The 14479-nt window shown below is 61.8% G+C and carries 16 protein-coding genes; 12 read left to right on the forward strand and 4 right to left on the reverse strand.

Translation table 11 applies throughout. From position 1 onward, the window contains the following. Together DWU99_RS08780 and DWU99_RS08785 are read left to right on the forward strand one after the other, a co-directional pair. The coding region (locus DWU99_RS08780; RefSeq protein ID WP_199535739.1) for a GTP cyclohydrolase, FolE2/MptA family at positions 1 to 154 on the forward strand (154 nt) is incomplete at its 5' end. A gap of 21 nt (positions 155 to 175) precedes the next feature. Then, positions 176 to 613 (forward strand): YbaY family lipoprotein, encoded by a 438-nt coding sequence (locus tag DWU99_RS08785; RefSeq protein WP_158543251.1) that lies wholly within the window; start codon positions 176 to 178, stop codon positions 611 to 613. A 44-nt stretch (positions 614 to 657) separates the two neighbouring features. Here the strand turns inward: DWU99_RS08785 and DWU99_RS08790 are convergent, their stop codons facing one another. Then, positions 658 to 1995 (reverse strand): dihydroorotase, encoded by a 1338-nt coding sequence (locus DWU99_RS08790; RefSeq protein WP_115477624.1) that lies wholly within the window; start codon positions 1993 to 1995, stop codon positions 658 to 660. Further along, a complete protein-coding gene (yidD, locus tag DWU99_RS08795) occupies positions 1985 to 2200 on the reverse strand; it encodes a membrane protein insertion efficiency factor YidD (protein ID WP_233511008.1) in 216 nt (71 codons plus the stop codon). Before yidD ends, DWU99_RS08790 begins: the two co-directional genes overlap by 11 nt. A 174-nt stretch (positions 2201 to 2374) precedes the next feature. Here yidD and dksA point away from each other — a divergent pair, with 174 nt between their 5' ends. Continuing rightward, the gene (gene dksA / locus DWU99_RS21190; RefSeq protein ID WP_233510990.1) at positions 2375 to 3409 is read left to right on the forward strand and encodes an RNA polymerase-binding protein DksA; all 1035 of its coding nucleotides are present in this window, start codon (positions 2375 to 2377) and stop codon (positions 3407 to 3409) included. Between the two features lie 67 nt (positions 3410 to 3476). Here dksA and DWU99_RS08805 read toward each other — a convergent pair whose 3' ends face one another. Both DWU99_RS08805 and cysS read right to left on the reverse strand, forming a co-directional pair. After that, positions 3477 to 3908, reverse strand: a complete 432-nt coding sequence (locus DWU99_RS08805) for a SufE family protein (protein WP_115477625.1) — start codon at positions 3906 to 3908, stop codon at positions 3477 to 3479. Positions 3909 to 3947: 39 nt separating this feature from the next. Beyond that, complete coding sequence (cysS, locus tag DWU99_RS08810; RefSeq protein ID WP_115477626.1) at positions 3948 to 5324, reverse strand: cysteine--tRNA ligase; 1377 nt, start codon at positions 5322 to 5324, stop codon at positions 3948 to 3950. A gap of 207 nt (positions 5325 to 5531) precedes the next feature. Here cysS and DWU99_RS08815 point away from each other — a divergent pair, with 207 nt between their 5' ends. The 9 genes from DWU99_RS08815 to argH all read left to right on the forward strand — a co-directional run bounded on the left by DWU99_RS08815 (position 5532) and on the right by argH (position 14475). Next, positions 5532 to 6113 (forward strand): glycine zipper 2TM domain-containing protein, encoded by a 582-nt coding sequence (locus tag DWU99_RS08815; RefSeq protein WP_233510991.1) that lies wholly within the window; start codon positions 5532 to 5534, stop codon positions 6111 to 6113. Between the two features lie 311 nt (positions 6114 to 6424). Then, positions 6425 to 7432, forward strand: coding sequence for an N-acetylornithine carbamoyltransferase (locus tag DWU99_RS08820; RefSeq protein WP_115477628.1), 1008 nt, complete (start codon positions 6425 to 6427; stop codon positions 7430 to 7432). Between the two features lie 15 nt (positions 7433 to 7447). Next, complete coding sequence (locus DWU99_RS08825; protein WP_115477629.1) at positions 7448 to 8080, forward strand: FMN-binding negative transcriptional regulator; 633 nt, start codon at positions 7448 to 7450, stop codon at positions 8078 to 8080. Next, complete coding sequence (locus DWU99_RS08830; RefSeq protein WP_115477630.1) at positions 8070 to 8546, forward strand: OsmC family protein; 477 nt, start codon at positions 8070 to 8072, stop codon at positions 8544 to 8546. Before DWU99_RS08825 ends, DWU99_RS08830 begins: the two co-directional genes overlap by 11 nt. A gap of 37 nt (positions 8547 to 8583) precedes the next feature. Continuing rightward, positions 8584 to 9780 (forward strand): argininosuccinate synthase, encoded by a 1197-nt coding sequence (locus DWU99_RS08835; RefSeq protein ID WP_115477735.1) that lies wholly within the window; start codon positions 8584 to 8586, stop codon positions 9778 to 9780. After that, the gene (locus DWU99_RS08840; protein WP_115477631.1) at positions 9777 to 10877 is read left to right on the forward strand and encodes an acetylornithine deacetylase; all 1101 of its coding nucleotides are present in this window, start codon (positions 9777 to 9779) and stop codon (positions 10875 to 10877) included. Before DWU99_RS08835 ends, DWU99_RS08840 begins: the two co-directional genes overlap by 4 nt. Before the next feature lie 37 nt (positions 10878 to 10914). Then, positions 10915 to 12180 (forward strand): acetylglutamate kinase, encoded by a 1266-nt coding sequence (locus DWU99_RS08845; protein WP_425476811.1) that lies wholly within the window; start codon positions 10915 to 10917, stop codon positions 12178 to 12180. Positions 12181 to 12186: 6 nt separating this feature from the next. Continuing rightward, complete coding sequence (gene argC, locus DWU99_RS08850) at positions 12187 to 13140, forward strand: N-acetyl-gamma-glutamyl-phosphate reductase (protein WP_115477633.1); 954 nt, start codon at positions 12187 to 12189, stop codon at positions 13138 to 13140. Positions 13141 to 13176: 36 nt separating this feature from the next. Continuing rightward, a complete protein-coding gene (gene argH / locus DWU99_RS08855) occupies positions 13177 to 14475 on the forward strand; it encodes an argininosuccinate lyase (RefSeq protein ID WP_115477634.1) in 1299 nt (432 codons plus the stop codon). The last annotated feature ends 4 nt before the right edge of the window (positions 14476 to 14479 follow it).

Genomic DNA, 14479 nt, shown 5'->3' on the forward strand with positions numbered 1-14479 from the left:
CCGCATCCAGCGTGCGCTCGACGCCGACAGCGGCATCGCCGATTTCCATGTGCGTTTGGAGCATCAGGAAAGCCTGCATCCGCACGACGCCGTAGCGTATGCAAGCAAGGGTGTGCCCGGCGGCTACGGCGCGGAACGCCCCAAAGCCGGCTGAGCCATGGTCTTGAGGATTCCCATGAACATGCGACGTGCCTTATTGCTGATCGGTGTGCTCGCGCTTGCCGCGTGTGGCTGGATGCCGCACTTCGGCAAGGAAAAAGCACCGCCGCAGCAACAGGTATTGATGAAATCGTTGATCGGCGAGGTCGAGTACAGCCTTGCACAACCGCTGCCGCCTGATGCGCACCTGGAAGTCGTGCTTTCCGATGTCAGCCGGCAGGACGCGCTGCCGCGCGTGATCGCCAAGGATCGTATCTCGCCGGTGGGCGCGTCGCCCGTGACCTTTGTGTTGAGCTACGAGCCTAAGGATCTTGGCGACGGGACGGATTTCGCCGTTTCCGCGCACATCATGCAGGGCGGCCAGCTGCTGGCCTTCAACGACACACGCATCAGTGTGCTGGGTCGTTCCGGCAACGATGGTCCGGTACATATCGTGCTGGCTGCCGCACACTGAGTGCTGCGCCGGCCTCGTTCGAAGGCCGGCACAAGAAGCGTCGTTTATCGATCGAATGCCAGGCGTTCGCCGCGCACGCTGTCATCGATGCGCGTGCCGTCCCATACACGCTTTCCGTTGACGAAGGTGGCGGCGATCGAACTGTTGAACGTGTAGCCTTCGAACGGCGACCAGCCGCACTTGGACAGCACTTCCTCGCGTCGCACCGTATGCGGCTTGCGCGGATCCACCAGCACAAGATCCGCCGCATAACCTTCGCGCAGGAAGCCACGCTCGTGCACGTCGAACAGCATGGCCGGTGCGTGGCAGACCGCTTCGACGACACGCTCCAGCGTCAACTTGCCTTCATGCACGCGCTGCAGCGCGGCCTGCAGCGCGAATTGCACCAGGGGTAGCCCGGACGGCGCCTTGTCGTACTGCAGCGCTTTTTCTTCCAGCAGATGTGGCGCGTGGTCGGTGGCGAGCACGTCGATGCGGCTTTCGGCCACGGCCTTGGTGATGGCTTCGCGATCCGCCGCGGTTTTGATCGCGGGATTGCATTTGATCAGGAAGCCCAGCCGTTCGTAATCGGTGTCGTCGAAATGCAGGAAATGCACGCAGGTTTCGGCGGTGATCTTCTTGCCCTTGATCGGGCCGGGCTGGAACAACGCCAGTTCGTCGGCGGTGGAGATGTGCAGCACATGCAGACGTGTGCCGTGCTTCCGGGCCAGCGAAATGGCGAGCCTGGTCGATTTGATGCAGGCCTCGCGCGACCGAATCAGCGGATGTTCCCACGCTGGAATGTCGTCGCCGTATTTCTCGCGTGCCTTGGCGTGCAGCGCGTCGATCATCGGCGTGTCTTCGCAGTGCGTGATGATCGGCGTCGGCGCTTCGCGGAAGATACCGTCCAGGGTTTCGGGGTTGTCCACCAGCATGTTGCCGGTCGAGGCGCCCATGAATACCTTGATGCCCGGAGCCGCCTTGGGATCGAGCTTGCGGATCGCCTCCAGGTTGTCGTTGCTGGCACCCAGATAGAAGGCATAGTTGACGGCCGAGGTTTCGGCCGCGCGACTGTACTTGGCCTCCAGCGACTCGCGGTCGAGCGCGGGCGGCCTGGTGTTGGGCATTTCCATGAAACTGGTGATGCCGCCCGCCGCGCAGGCGCGCGATTCGTGCGCGATATCGGCCTTGTGCGTCAGGCCAGGTTCGCGAAAGTGCACCTGGTCGTCGATCATGCCGGGCAGCAGCCACAATCCCGTGGCATCGATCACTTCTTCGCCCGGACGCGCATTCAGGCCGCCGCCGATGGTTTCGATGTGGCCGTGCCTGACGCGCACGTCGGCGTAGAAACGACGTCCCTCGTTGACCAGTTCGGCGTTCTTGATCAGCCAGTCAGTGGACATGCGGTTCTCCATGGTTGCGGCAGCGGGGAAGGTGGAAATGCTCGGGCACGGGATCATTGCCTCCTGCACAGAGGGGCTGACAGCGTAATATGCGCCATCCGGCCAGGAGGCTTCCACGCCAGGGACCGAAACGGGAGACTGCTACCCGTGCATAATCGGAGCAACTGGGGTAAAAGCGACAACGCTGTCCGAGCAGGGGGCTCATGAAGCGCTTGTAGAAGCGAAGTAGTAAAAGGATAAATCGACTCACGGCATTCACGTTGCCGAAACTGCTTGTGGCATCCGACCCAGGGCCACAAGTATTCCAGAAGGAAGGTTGCCGGTGTTAAGGATATTGGGCTATAACACCCGGCCGCCACGGCCAAAATGGTGAAGGTAAATGGCGAAAACCACGCGTAACACGACCGCCGCCAAGAAAGCTCACAATGGGAAGGCTGCGGGTAAGGGCCACGACGCCAAGGTCAGCAAGGCCAAGGTCGCCGTTGCCAAGTCCGCGAAGAAATCCGCGCCCGAGAAGAAGGCTGCGGTGAAGAAAGCGCCCGCCAAGGCTCCGGCCAAGAAGGCGCCTGCCAAGGTTGTCGCCAAGAAAGTCGCCAAGCCGGAACCGAAGAAAGCCGCGCCGGTGAAGAAAGTCGTGGCCAAGCCGCAAGCCAGGCACGCCGCCCCCGCCAAACCGGCACCCGCCAAGAAAATCGTTGAAAAGACCGTTGTGAAGCCTGCTGCCAAACCCGCTCCCAAACCCGCTCCTGCGCCGGCCAAGTCCCAGCCTGCACCGAAAGTATCCGCACCGGTTGCGCCGCACGCGCCGGCAACCCCGGCCAGTCGTCCGCCCATTGCCGGCAAGGTAGCCAGCGCCGTCGGACCGACGGCACGTGTAGCAAGCGCCACCCACACCCCCACCAAGAAACAGAAGACCACGCAGTCCTCAATGAATAGTTCCGCTACAACTCTCGACAATGGCGTGACCCGCGAAGACGGCCGTTACGCGCTGCCTACGACGGTCAACATCGACCTGCCCAAGGGATATCGCCCTTCCAATGACGAGGAGTACATGAATCCCCGTCACCTGGCGTACTTCCGCAACAAGCTTCGCGAATGGCGCGAACAGCTGGTGGAAGAGTCGCGCCAGACCATGGAGAACCTGCGCGACGAAGTGCGCGACGTGGGCGATGAAGCCGAACGTGCGACGCGCGAGACCGAAAACTCGCTCGAACTGCGTACTCGCGATCGTTACCGCAAGCTGATCTCCAAGATCGACAAGGCACTGCGCCGCATCGAGGAAGGTCGCTACGGTTATTGCGAGGAGACCGACGAGGAAATCGGCCTGGAGCGCCTGGACGCTCGTCCGATCGCCACATTGTCGCTCGACGCGCAGGAGCGCCGCGAACACCTGCAGAAGCAGATGGGCGACTGAACGTCCTCGCGTCCTGATACGCGCTGGTTGAGAGCAAAGCCCCGCCGGCGAGCGGGGCTTTGTCGTTTCAGCTCAGCTTCTCTGCGGCGTAAGCTTTCAGTTTTACCAGCATCGCGGCCAGGCCGTTCGAGCGTGTCGGCGACAGGTGCTTGGCGAGGCCGATCTCCTGGATGAAGGCCGGTTCGGTCGCCACGATCTCCGCCGCGGAGCGACCGGAATACACGCGCAGCACCAGTGCGATCAGGCCCGAGACAATGGCCGAGTCGCTGGTGGCTTCGAAATGCATGCGAGACGCATCGCCACTGGGTACCAGCCACACCATGGACTGGCAACCGTGCACGCGGTGCTCTTCGGTTTTCCACTCGTCGCGGAAAGGCGGCAACTGCTTGCCGAGGTCGATCAGGTATTGATACCGCTCCGTCCAGTCGCCGAAGAAGGCGAACTCCTCGGCGATATCCTGCTGGGCTTGCGCGGCGCTGGCTGGGGCAATCGTATTCATGGCGCCTATTATCGCGCGGTTTGGCCGAACCTCGGCTAATCAGCGCTTTACGACGCTCCAGCGCGTGCCCTGGGCACCGTCCTCGATGACCACGCCCATGTCGCTCAATTCGTTGCGAATGGCGTCGGCGCGCGCGAAATCGCGAGTTGCGCGGGCCGTGCGACGCTCCTCCAGCAATGCCTCGACGCGATCGGCATCCACGGCGCTGCCGCCGGCATGCTTGAACCAGGCCTCGGGATCGTCCTGCAACAGACCGAGCACGGCGCCGCCACCCAGCAGGGCTGTCTTCGTGGCGGCGGAGGGCGCCTGGCGCGCGGCATCGGCGAGCAGAGACAGCTCGGCCAATGCCTGCGGCGTATTGAGATCGTCGCAGAGCGCTGCTTCCAGGCGCTCGGGCACGGGCAGCGGCTGATCGGGGTCGAGCGCGACGTCGCTCAGGTCACGCAGTACCCGATACCAGCCATCCAGGGTGCTGATGGCTTGCGCGATCGCTGCGTCCGACCAATCCAGCGGCTGGCGATAATGGCCGCGCAGCAGCAGAAGGCGCAGCGCTTCCGGCGGGTGCTTCCTGAGCAAGTCATGCACATGCAGCACGTTGCCCAGCGACTTGGACATCTTGCGCCCGTCGAAGGTCAGCATGCCGTTGTGCAGCCACCAGCGCGCGAACACCTTGCCACCGTGCGCGCAGGTGGACTGCGCGATTTCGTTCTCGTGATGCGGAAACTGCAAGTCCACGCCGCCGGCATGGATGTCGATGGTTTCCCCAAGATGCGCGGCGGTCATCGCGGAGCATTCGATATGCCAGCCGGGCCGACCGCGGCCCCACGGGCTCTCCCAGCCGGGCAACTCCGGCGTGGAAGGTTTCCACAGCACGAAGTCAGTGGGGTTTTTCTTGTACGGCGCCACTTCGACGCGGGCGCCTGCGATCAGTTCGTCGGTATCACGTCCGGACAACTCGCCGTAGGCCGGGTAGGAACCGACGTCGAACAGCACGTGCCCTTCCGCCGCATAGGCGTGCCCGGTGGCGATCAGCGTTTCGATCATCGTGATGATCTGGCCGATGTGCGCGGTGGCATACGGCTCGATGTCGGGAGGCGCGATGCCGAGCCCCGCCATGTCTTGCTTGTACGCCTCGCTGAAGATGCCGGTAATGTTGCCGATCGGCACGCCTTGTTCCAGCGCGGCGGCATTGATCTTGTCGTCCACGTCGGTGATGTTGCGGGCATAGACTACGTGCGGGTAATGCCGGCGCAAGAGCTTGATCAGCACGTCGAAGACCACCGGCCCGCGTGCGTTGCCGATGTGCACGTAGTTGTAGACCGTCGGCCCGCACAGATACACCGTCACCCGGTTCGGATCGAGCGGGGCAAAGGGCTCGATGCGGCGGCTGAGGCTGTTGTAGAGCGAGATCGGCATGGGGCTTGGGTCCGTCGGGTGGTGGCGCGGGCTGGCCGGCCATCTTAACAAGGTCTTGCGGCACCGCCGCAGGCGGGGCGTCAGGACATTCCGGAGAACATTTTGAGAGATACATTTCGCAACGCTTGTTCTAAGCGTGGATTCAGCGTGAATTTGCTGGAATCACACTATGCGCAAATGGCGCTTTTCATGCCCCCCATTCGGAGGATGTTTGTGAATAAAACGATGCTGTTGGTTCCCCTGCTGGCGCTGGCCGTGGTTTCCACCGGCGTGTTTGCGCAGGACGGCGGTTATCCGCCGCCACCGCCGCCGCAGGGTGCTGGCGGTCCTCCGCCGGGTGCCGGTGGCGACAACGCTCACTATGCCTGGGCGGATGTGCTGCGCGTGGATCCGGTGTATGGCGTTTCGCGCACGGCTACGCCCACGCAGCAGTGCTACGACCAGCAAGTCGTGCAGCAGACGCCTAGCAACAAGGGCATCGGTACGGTGCTCGGCGCCGTTGTCGGCGGCGTGCTCGGCAGCACCATCGGTCACGGCCGCGGCAACACCGCTGCCACGGTGGGTGGCGCGGTCGTGGGTGGCGCGGTCGGTAACTCGGTGGCCAGCGGCGGCAGCACCACGGTCTCCAACCAGACCGTCTGCCAGCCGGGCACCCAGGTGAGCGAGCAGCGCCAGATCATCGGCTACGACGTCGAATACCGCTATCACGGCGATGTCTATATGTCGCGTCTGAGTTACGACCCGGGCGAACGCCTGCGCGTGCGGGTGAGCGTGGCCCCGGCCGACTGACGAACAAACGTTTTCCTCGGCCTCTTGAAGGCGACCGTCGCTCCGGCACGGTCGCCTTTAATTTTTTGTTGCGTGGCAGCGAAAATCCGGTCATGATTAAAGTTCAACCACCCGGAACACCCATGTCCGCAGCCGTCTATACCGCCACCGTTCTTACCAGCGCCCGCATGGCTGCTGGCATGACGTCGCGTGCGCGCCGACCGCTGGACCGACATTCGGCCGGGTAGGCTGTCGCCACGTTGCATGTGTAATACGACGACAAAACCCGGCCTTTGCGCCGGGTTTTTTGCTTTTTCGGACTGGAGTCAACGATGACGCTTCGCCATTTCCTCACTACCCAGGATTACAGCCGTGCCGAGATCGACGCGCTGCTCGAGCAGGCCGCCGCGTTCAAGCGTTCGCCGCGCGGTCAGCAGCTCGCCGGCAAATCCGTGGCGCTGTTGTTCTTCAATCCGTCGATGCGCACGCGCACGAGTTTCGAACTTGGCGCTTTCCATCTCGGCGGCCACGCCATCGTGCTGTCGCCCGGCAAGGATGCATGGCCGATCGAATTCCGGCCGAACGTCGTGATGGATGGCGAAGCGGAAGAGCACATCGCCGAAGTGGCGCGCGTGCTCAGCCGCTATGTGGATCTGATCGCGGTGCGCGCCTTCCCGAAATTCCAGGATTGGTCGATCGATCGCGAAGATTCGGTGATCAAGGCTTTCGCGCAATACGCCACGGTGCCGGTGATCAACATGGAGACGATCACGCATCCCTGCCAGGAACTCGCGCATGCGCTGGCGCTGAAAGAACGCTTTGGCGATCTCACTGGTCGCAAGTACGTGCTCACCTGGACCTATCACCCCAAGCCGCTGAATACGGCGGTGGCGAATTCGGCGCTGCTGATCGCCACGAAAATGGGCATGGACGTCACGCTGCTTTGTCCGACGCCGGACTACGTGCTCGACGAGCGCTACATGGCGTTCGGCGAACAAAACGCCAAGGAAAACGGTGGTTCGCTCAAGGTCAGTCACAACATCGAAGAGGCTTATCGCGGCGCCGATGTGGTCTACGCCAAGAGCTGGGGCGCGTTGCCGTTCTTTGGTCGTTGGGAAGGCGAGAAGCCTATCCGCGACGCGCACAAGCATTTCATCGTCGACGAAGCGAAGATGGCGCTGACCAACAACGGCGTCTTCAGTCATTGCCTGCCGCTGCGCAGAAATATCAAGGCGACCGATGCGGTGATGGATTCGCCCGCCTGCATCGCCATCGACGAAGCCGAAAACCGCCTGCACGTGCAGAAGGCGGTGATGTCGTCGCTGATCGCGCACCGTTGACGCGCAAGGACACGCATGTATCTGCCCAAGTCCTTTCATGAAACGCGCCTCGACGTTTTGCATGCGCTGATCCGTGCCTATCCGTTCGGCACGGTGGTGATGCACGGCGATGGCGGACTGGCCGCCAACCATCTGCCTTTCGAACTGGCGAGCGACACGATGCTTCATGGTCATGTCGCGCGAGGCAACGAACTGGCGAATGCCGATGGCGCGTCTGTACTGGTGATCTTTCAGGCCGCGGATGGCTATATCAGCCCAAATTGGTATCCGAGCAAGCATGAAACAGGGCGCGAAGTGCCAACATGGAACTACGCCGTCGTCCACGTGCATGGCCGTTTGCGCGTAACCGACGACAAGGCATGGCTGCGTCAGCTGCTCGAGAAACTGACGGATCGGCACGAAGCAAATCAGCCAACCCCCTGGCATGTCAGCGATGCGCCGGAAGATCACATCGAGAGCATGTTGCGCCACATCGTGGGCATCGAAATCTCGATCGACCGCATCGAGGGCAAGTTCAAATTGAGCCAGAACCATCCTGACGCGAATCGTGCGGGTGTTCTGAAGGGCCTGAGCGAGCGCAACAGCCGGCGCGACAGCGAATTATTGGAACTGATGCAACAAGCCGAGGGGCGCCGTCATGGGGGATAACCAGCATCTGTATCCGGTCGAAGTGGTGTGGACCGGCAATCGCGGCAACGGTACCAAGACTTATCAAGGCTACGGTCGTGAGCACGAGGTTCGCGTTGCCGGCAAGCCGGCGATAGCAGGCTCGTCGGACCCTGTCTTTCGTGGCGATGGCACGAAGCACAATCCGGAAGAATTGCTGGTGGCAGCGCTCTCCAGCTGCCACATGCTGTGGTATTTGCATCTGGCTGCGGAGGCGGGGGTCGTCGTCACAGGATATGTCGATTCCGCCGTAGGAACGCTGGCGGAGCACGGCAAAGACGGGCGCTTTACCGAAGTCGTATTGAAACCGCTCGTCACGATCACCGCCGACAGCGATCCCGAGCGCGCCGCAAGCGTGCACGAAGACGCCCATCACGCCTGTTTTATTGCCAACTCCGTCAATTTCCCGGTGCGCTGCGAGCCTCGCATTGTCATCGAATCTGTGTAAACCCTTTCCTTTTACCGATAGATCTTCTGGACTTCGCATCATGAGCAAAGACATCGTTCTCGCTTTTTCCGGTGGCCTCGACACGAGCTTCTGCATCCCGTACCTGCAGGAGCGCGGCTGGGCCGTACACACGGTGTTCGCCGATACCGGCGGTGTCGACGATGAAGAGCGCGCCTATATCGAGGCGCGCGCCAAGGAGCTCAAGGCAGCCAGCCATGTCACCGTCGATGGCGGTCCGGCGATCTGGAGCGGTTTCGTCAAGCCGTTCGTATGGGCTGGCGAAGGCTATCAGGGACAGTATCCGTTGCTGGTTTCCGACCGCTACCTGATCGTCGACGCTGCACTCAAGCGTTGCGCAGAGCTCGGCACCAAGGCGATTGCGCATGGCTGCACGGGCATGGGCAACGATCAGGTTCGCTTCGATCTTGCCGTCAAGGCGCAGGGCGATTACGAGATCGTGGCCCCGATCCGCGAAATCCAGAAAGAGCACACCGAAGTACGCGCTTACGAACAGAAGTACCTGGAAAAGCTTGGCTTCGGCGTGCGCGCGAAGCAGAAGGCCTACACCATCAACGAAAACCTGTTGGGCGTGACGATGTCCGGCGGCGAAATCGACCGCTGGCAGACCCCAGGCGAAGGTGCCATCGGCTGGTGCAAACCGCGCGCCGAATGGCCGTCCAAACCGCTACGCCTGAAGATCACCTTCGTGAACGGTGAAGCGGTGGCGCTCGACGGCGAAAAGATCGCCGGTCACAAGATGCTCGCCAAGCTCAATGGCCTGCTGGCGCAATACGGTGTGGGCCGCGGTATTTACACGGGCGATACCACCATCGGCTTGAAAGGCCGCATCATTTTCGAAGCGCCCGGTCTGACTGCACTGCTGGTTGCCCACCGTGCCTTGGAAGAAGCCGTGCTCACCAAGCACCAGAACCGTTTCAAACCCGACGTCGCACGTAAGTGGGTGGAATTGGTTTACGAAGGTTTCTTCCACGATCCTCTCAAAACCGACCTTGAGGCTTTCCTCGCATCGAGCCAGTCGCAGGTCAACGGCGATGTGACGCTGGAAACATCCGGCGGCATCATCAATGCGGTTGCCGTGGAATCGAAGCACATCCTCAATGCCAAGGGCGCCACCTACGCGCAGGCCGCCGACTGGGGCGTGGCGGAAGCGGAAGGCTTCATCAAGCTCTTCGGCATGAGCAGCACCTTGTGGGCCGAGGTCAACCGAGGATGAGTGCACTGCTGCAGGCCACCTTGACGCATCTGAAGGCGCTGGTCGGCTACGACACGCGCAACCCGCCGCGCAACATTGGCACGGGCGACATCTTCGATTACCTGCGCGAACACTTGCCGGGTTTCACGGTGACGGTTAGCGATCATGGCGCCGGTGCGGTGACGATGTATGCCGTGCGCGGCAAGCCGAAATATCTGTTCAACGTACACCTGGATACCGTGCCCGATTCGCCGCACTGGAAGAGTGACCCGCATGTGCTGCAGGTCGACGGCGATCGTGCCATCGGCCTCGGGGCGTGCGATATCAAAGGCGCGGCGGCAGCGCTGGTTGCCGTGGCGAACGCCAGCCAGGGCGATCTGGCACTGTTGTTCTCCACCGACGAGGAAGCCAACGACCCGCGTTGCATTGCGGCTTTCCTGAGCGAAGGACACAACTACGATGCTGTCATCGTTGCCGAGCCGACGAGGTGCGAGGCGGTGCTTGCGCATCGCGGCATTCATTCCGTGCAGATGAGTTTCGCAGGGCAGGCGGGTCATGCGTCAGGCGAGCAGCGACCCAGCGACAGCGCGTTGCATCAGGCGATCCGTTGGGGTGCGGCGGCGCTCGATTACGTGGATCGTCAATCGCATGAGCGTTTTGGCGGGCTCACTGGATTGCGCTTCAACATCGGTCGTGTCGAAGGTGGCATCAAGGCCAACATGATCGCGCCAACCGCGGATGTGCGCTTCGGATTCCGCCCGTTGCCGAGCATGGATCCGGATCATTTGCTCGACACCTTCCGCAGTCTGGTCGAGCCGAAGCCCGCGACGTATACCGAGCTGTTTCGCGGCATGTCGCTTCCCGCCGGCGATACCGCGACGGCCGAAGCGCGTCGTCTTGCCGCGCGCGATATCGCCGACGAACTGGGCATCCCTGTTGGAAACGCGGTGAATTTCTGGACCGAGGCCGCCTTGTTTTCGGCGGGTGGCTACATCTCGTTCGTCTATGGCCCGGGAGACATTGCCCAGGCGCATACCGCCGACGAATGGGTCGCGCTCGACCAACTGCAAACCTATGTCGACACCATCTACGAGATCGTGAACCGTGGAATCGCATAAGAACACCCGCCAGACCATTGTGCGTCTGCTCTCCGCGATGGGCAGCGCCAAGGAAATCCAGCAGTACCTCAAGCGCTTCTCGCAGCTGGATGCCAAGCGCTTCGCCGTCGTGAAAGTCGGTGGTGCGGTGCTGCGCGATGAATTGAACGACCTGACTTCTTCGCTCACCTTCCTGCAGCAAGTGGGTCTTACGCCCATCGTGCTGCACGGCGCAGGCCCGCAGCTGGATGAAGAGCTGCAGGCCGCGGGGATCACCAAACAGACCGTCAACGGCTTGCGCGTCACGTCACCCAAGGCCTTGGGCATCGTGCGCCGCGTTTTCCAGCAGCAGAACCTGCGGTTGGTTGAAGCGTTGCAGGCCATGGATACGCGCGCCACGTCCGTTCCATCCGGCGTTTTCATGTCCAGCTTTCTGGACAAGGATGTCTACGGGATGGTCGGCAAGGTCGATAGCATCAACCTCGCGCCGATCGAGGCGAGTTTGCGCGCCGGGTCGATTCCCGTGATCGCAAGCCTTGGTGAAACCGATGAAGGCCAGTTTCTCAACATCAACGCCGACTTCGCCGCCAACGAACTGGTGCGCGTGCTGCAGCCGTACAAGATCGTGTTCCTCACCGGCACGGGTGGGCTGCTCGACGACAAAGGGCAGGTGATCGACTCCATCAACCTGAGCACCGAGTTCGAGCATCTGATGGCGCAGCCGTGGATCAACGGCGGCATGCGCGTGAAGATCGAACAGATTGCGGACTTGCTGCAGAGCCTGCCGCTGACGTCTTCCGTGTCGATCACACGTCCGTCGGAGCTCGCCAAGGAGCTGTTCACGCACAAGGGTTCGGGCACGCTGGTGCGTCGTGGCGAGAGAGTGTTCCGCTTCGAGAGTTGGGAAGGCGTGGATCGTGCGCGCATGCGTACGCTTATCGAGTCCAGCTTCGGCCGCAAGGTGGTCGACGATTATTTCGAGCGCACGGAGCCTTATCGCATCTACGTGAGTGAAAACTATCGCGCCGCGATGATCCTCACCAACGTGGATGGCCTGGTCTATCTCGACAAATTCGCGGTGCTGGACGATGCACAGGGCGAAGGTCTTGGTCGTGCGGTGTGGCTGGTAATGCGCGAGGAAAATCCACGCCTGTTCTGGCGTTCGCGCCACGGCAACCAGATCAATCATTTCTATTACTCGGAATCCGACGGTTGCTACAAGCAGGAACGCTGGAAGGTGTTCTGGTACGGCCTGGACGATTTCGACACGATCGCTCGTTGCGTCGAACATTGCGCCGTGCGACAACCTACATTGGTGGATTGAGCAGTCATGGGCACATCGAGAAAACGCATCGGTATTGTCGGCGCACGCGGCCACACGGGCGCCGAGCTGATTCGCCTTGTTGTCGCGCATCCCGATCTGGAACTGGCCTACGTTTCGTCACGCGAACTGGACGGCCAGCGTGTGGACGCGCATGTTTCCGAGTACCGGGGCGATCTGCGTTACAGCTCACCGGCGCATGAGGATCTGCCAGGTCTGGATGCCGATGTCGTCGTGCTTGCCTTGCCCAATGGCAAGGCGTCGGTATGCGTCGAGGCATTCGATGCGGCTGGCAAGGATCCGGTGATCGTCGACCTGTCCGCCGATTATCGCTTCGACAGCAAGTGGTATTACGGCCTGCCGGAGCTGACACGCGACAAGTGGCGTGGCGAGAAACGGATCAGCAATCCGGGTTGTTACGCCACGGCGATCCAACTTTCCATCGCGCCGTTGAAAGATTTGCTCGCCGCGCCACCGGTGTGCTTCGGCGTATCGGGTTATTCGGGTGCAGGCACGACGCCCTCGGACAAGAACAATCCCGAGAAGCTGCGCGACAACCTGATGCCGTATTCGCTGACAGGTCACACGCACGAAAAGGAGGCCAGCCGACACCTCGGTATCCCGGTGGAATTCATGCCGCATGTGGCGCCGCACTTTCGCGGTCTGACGGTGACCACCAATCTGTACTTGTCGCGTCCGCTAAAGCGCGAGGATGTGCAGGCGCGCTTCCAGCATGCTTACGGTGCTGAAAAGCTGGTCCGTGTGCTCGACGAAGCGCCATGGGTCAGCCAGGTCGCCGGCAAGCATCACGCCGAGGTCGGTGGCTTCGCGATGTCCGACGATGGCAAGCGTGTGGTCGTCGTCGCCACGCTGGACAACCTGCTCAAGGGCGCCGCGACCCAGGCCATGCAGAACATCAATCGCGCCATCGGCACGAATGAATACACATCGATCCCGCTGTAACAAAGCAATTCATCGCTGCGACAAGAGACATAAATCATGAGCGATCTCCTTTGGCAAAAAGCCGGCGTCGAAACCAACGCCAAAATCATGAAATTCCTGGCTGGCGACGACGTGCTGCTGGATCGCGAGTTTTTCCTGAACGACATTGCAGCCAGCAAGGCGCATGTGGAGGGATTGGCTAATATCGGTGTGGTGAGCGCGGGGGAGATGCAGGACCTAAAGCGCGAACTCGACGCGCTGGCAGAGGATTTTCGTGCGGGCAGATTTGTTCTGGACGAGCGTTACGAAGACGGCCACTCGGCCATTGAAGCGCGGCTCACCGACCGACTCGGCGATGCAGGGCGTCGCGTGCACACGGGGCGCAGCCGCAACGATCAGATTCTTGTCGCCACGCGTCTGTGGCTGAAGGACAAGCTTGCCGTACTCGAAACGCATTGCCGCGCGATAGCGGAAGTGTGTTTGCAACGCGCTTCGCAGCCGGCCATTCCCCTGCCGGGCTACACGCATCTGCAACGTGCGGTGGTGTCGTCCACGGCTATGTGGTTTGCCGGCTTTGCGGAGGGCTTCATCGATAACGCTTGGCGCGCACGGCAGACGGCGGCGTGGATCGATGCCAATCCGCTTGGTACGGCGGCTGGGTATGGCGTAAATCTGCCTCTCGACCGTGCGCATACGACACAGGTGCTGGGTTTTTCGCGCATGCAGATTTCGCCGATCTACGCCCAGCTGTCGCGCGGCAAATTCGAAATGGCGGTGATGGAGGCGCTGAGCAGCGCGATGCTCGATGCACGCCGCCTCGCCTGGGATCTCTCGCTTTTCACTACCGCGGAATTCAATTTCGTATCGCTGCCTGCCGAGTACACCACGGGCAGTTCGATCATGCCGAACAAGCGCAACCCCGACGTGGTGGAACTGCTGCGCGCTTCGTATGCCACGGTAGCGGCTTCGCGTTGCGAAATCGAGCAGCTTTTGTCGTTGCCGTCCGGCTATCAGCGCGATCTGCAATTTTCCAAGGGATCGTTGTTCCACGGCGTGACACATGGGCTTGCCGCGCTCGAACTGATGCCGGATCTGCTCGCCCGCATGCAATGGAACGAGTCCGCCATGCGCGCGGCGATCGAGCCGGCGATGTACGCGACCGATGTCGCGATCGAGCAGGCCGCTGCGGGCGTGCCGTTCCGCGATGCCTATCGCGCTGCCGCGCAGGCGGCGACTGCGGCGGGGCAGGGGCGCACGCCTGAGGTCAGTCTAGCCGCGCGCACCTCGCCTGGGGCCGGCAGCGAATTGTTGCTGGATGTGCTCAAGCAACGCCTCGCAGAACTGTCACGGTCGTAACGGA

This window comes from Dyella psychrodurans (genome assembly GCF_003363265.1).
In the GTDB taxonomy this organism is placed as follows: Bacteria; Pseudomonadota; Gammaproteobacteria; order Xanthomonadales; family Rhodanobacteraceae; genus Dyella_B; species Dyella_B psychrodurans.

Bases quoted from the DNA above. Each gene is read 5' to 3' on its own strand.
- dksA (WP_233510990.1), top strand. From the start codon at position 2,375: ATGGCGAAAACCACGCGTAACACGACCGCCGCCAAGAAAGCTCACAAT.
- yidD (WP_233511008.1), bottom strand. From the start codon at position 2,200: ATGAGCCCCCTGCTCGGACAGCGTTGTCGCTTTTACCCCAGTTGCTCC.
- DWU99_RS08805 (WP_115477625.1), bottom strand. From the start codon at position 3,908: ATGAATACGATTGCCCCAGCCAGCGCCGCGCAAGCCCAGCAGGATATC.
- DWU99_RS08830 (WP_115477630.1), top strand. From the start codon at position 8,070: ATGGGGGATAACCAGCATCTGTATCCGGTCGAAGTGGTGTGGACCGGC.
- DWU99_RS08790 (WP_115477624.1), bottom strand. From the start codon at position 1,995: ATGTCCACTGACTGGCTGATCAAGAACGCCGAACTGGTCAACGAGGGA.
- argC (WP_115477633.1), top strand. From the start codon at position 12,187: ATGGGCACATCGAGAAAACGCATCGGTATTGTCGGCGCACGCGGCCAC.
- argH (WP_115477634.1), top strand. From the start codon at position 13,177: ATGAGCGATCTCCTTTGGCAAAAAGCCGGCGTCGAAACCAACGCCAAA.
- DWU99_RS08840 (WP_115477631.1), top strand. From the start codon at position 9,777: ATGAGTGCACTGCTGCAGGCCACCTTGACGCATCTGAAGGCGCTGGTC.
- DWU99_RS08785 (WP_158543251.1), top strand. From the start codon at position 176: ATGAACATGCGACGTGCCTTATTGCTGATCGGTGTGCTCGCGCTTGCC.
- DWU99_RS08845 (WP_425476811.1), top strand. From the start codon at position 10,915: ATGGGCAGCGCCAAGGAAATCCAGCAGTACCTCAAGCGCTTCTCGCAG.
- DWU99_RS08815 (WP_233510991.1), top strand. From the start codon at position 5,532: ATGTTTGTGAATAAAACGATGCTGTTGGTTCCCCTGCTGGCGCTGGCC.
- cysS (WP_115477626.1), bottom strand. From the start codon at position 5,324: ATGCCGATCTCGCTCTACAACAGCCTCAGCCGCCGCATCGAGCCCTTT.
- DWU99_RS08825 (WP_115477629.1), top strand. From the start codon at position 7,448: ATGTATCTGCCCAAGTCCTTTCATGAAACGCGCCTCGACGTTTTGCAT.
- DWU99_RS08820 (WP_115477628.1), top strand. From the start codon at position 6,425: ATGACGCTTCGCCATTTCCTCACTACCCAGGATTACAGCCGTGCCGAG.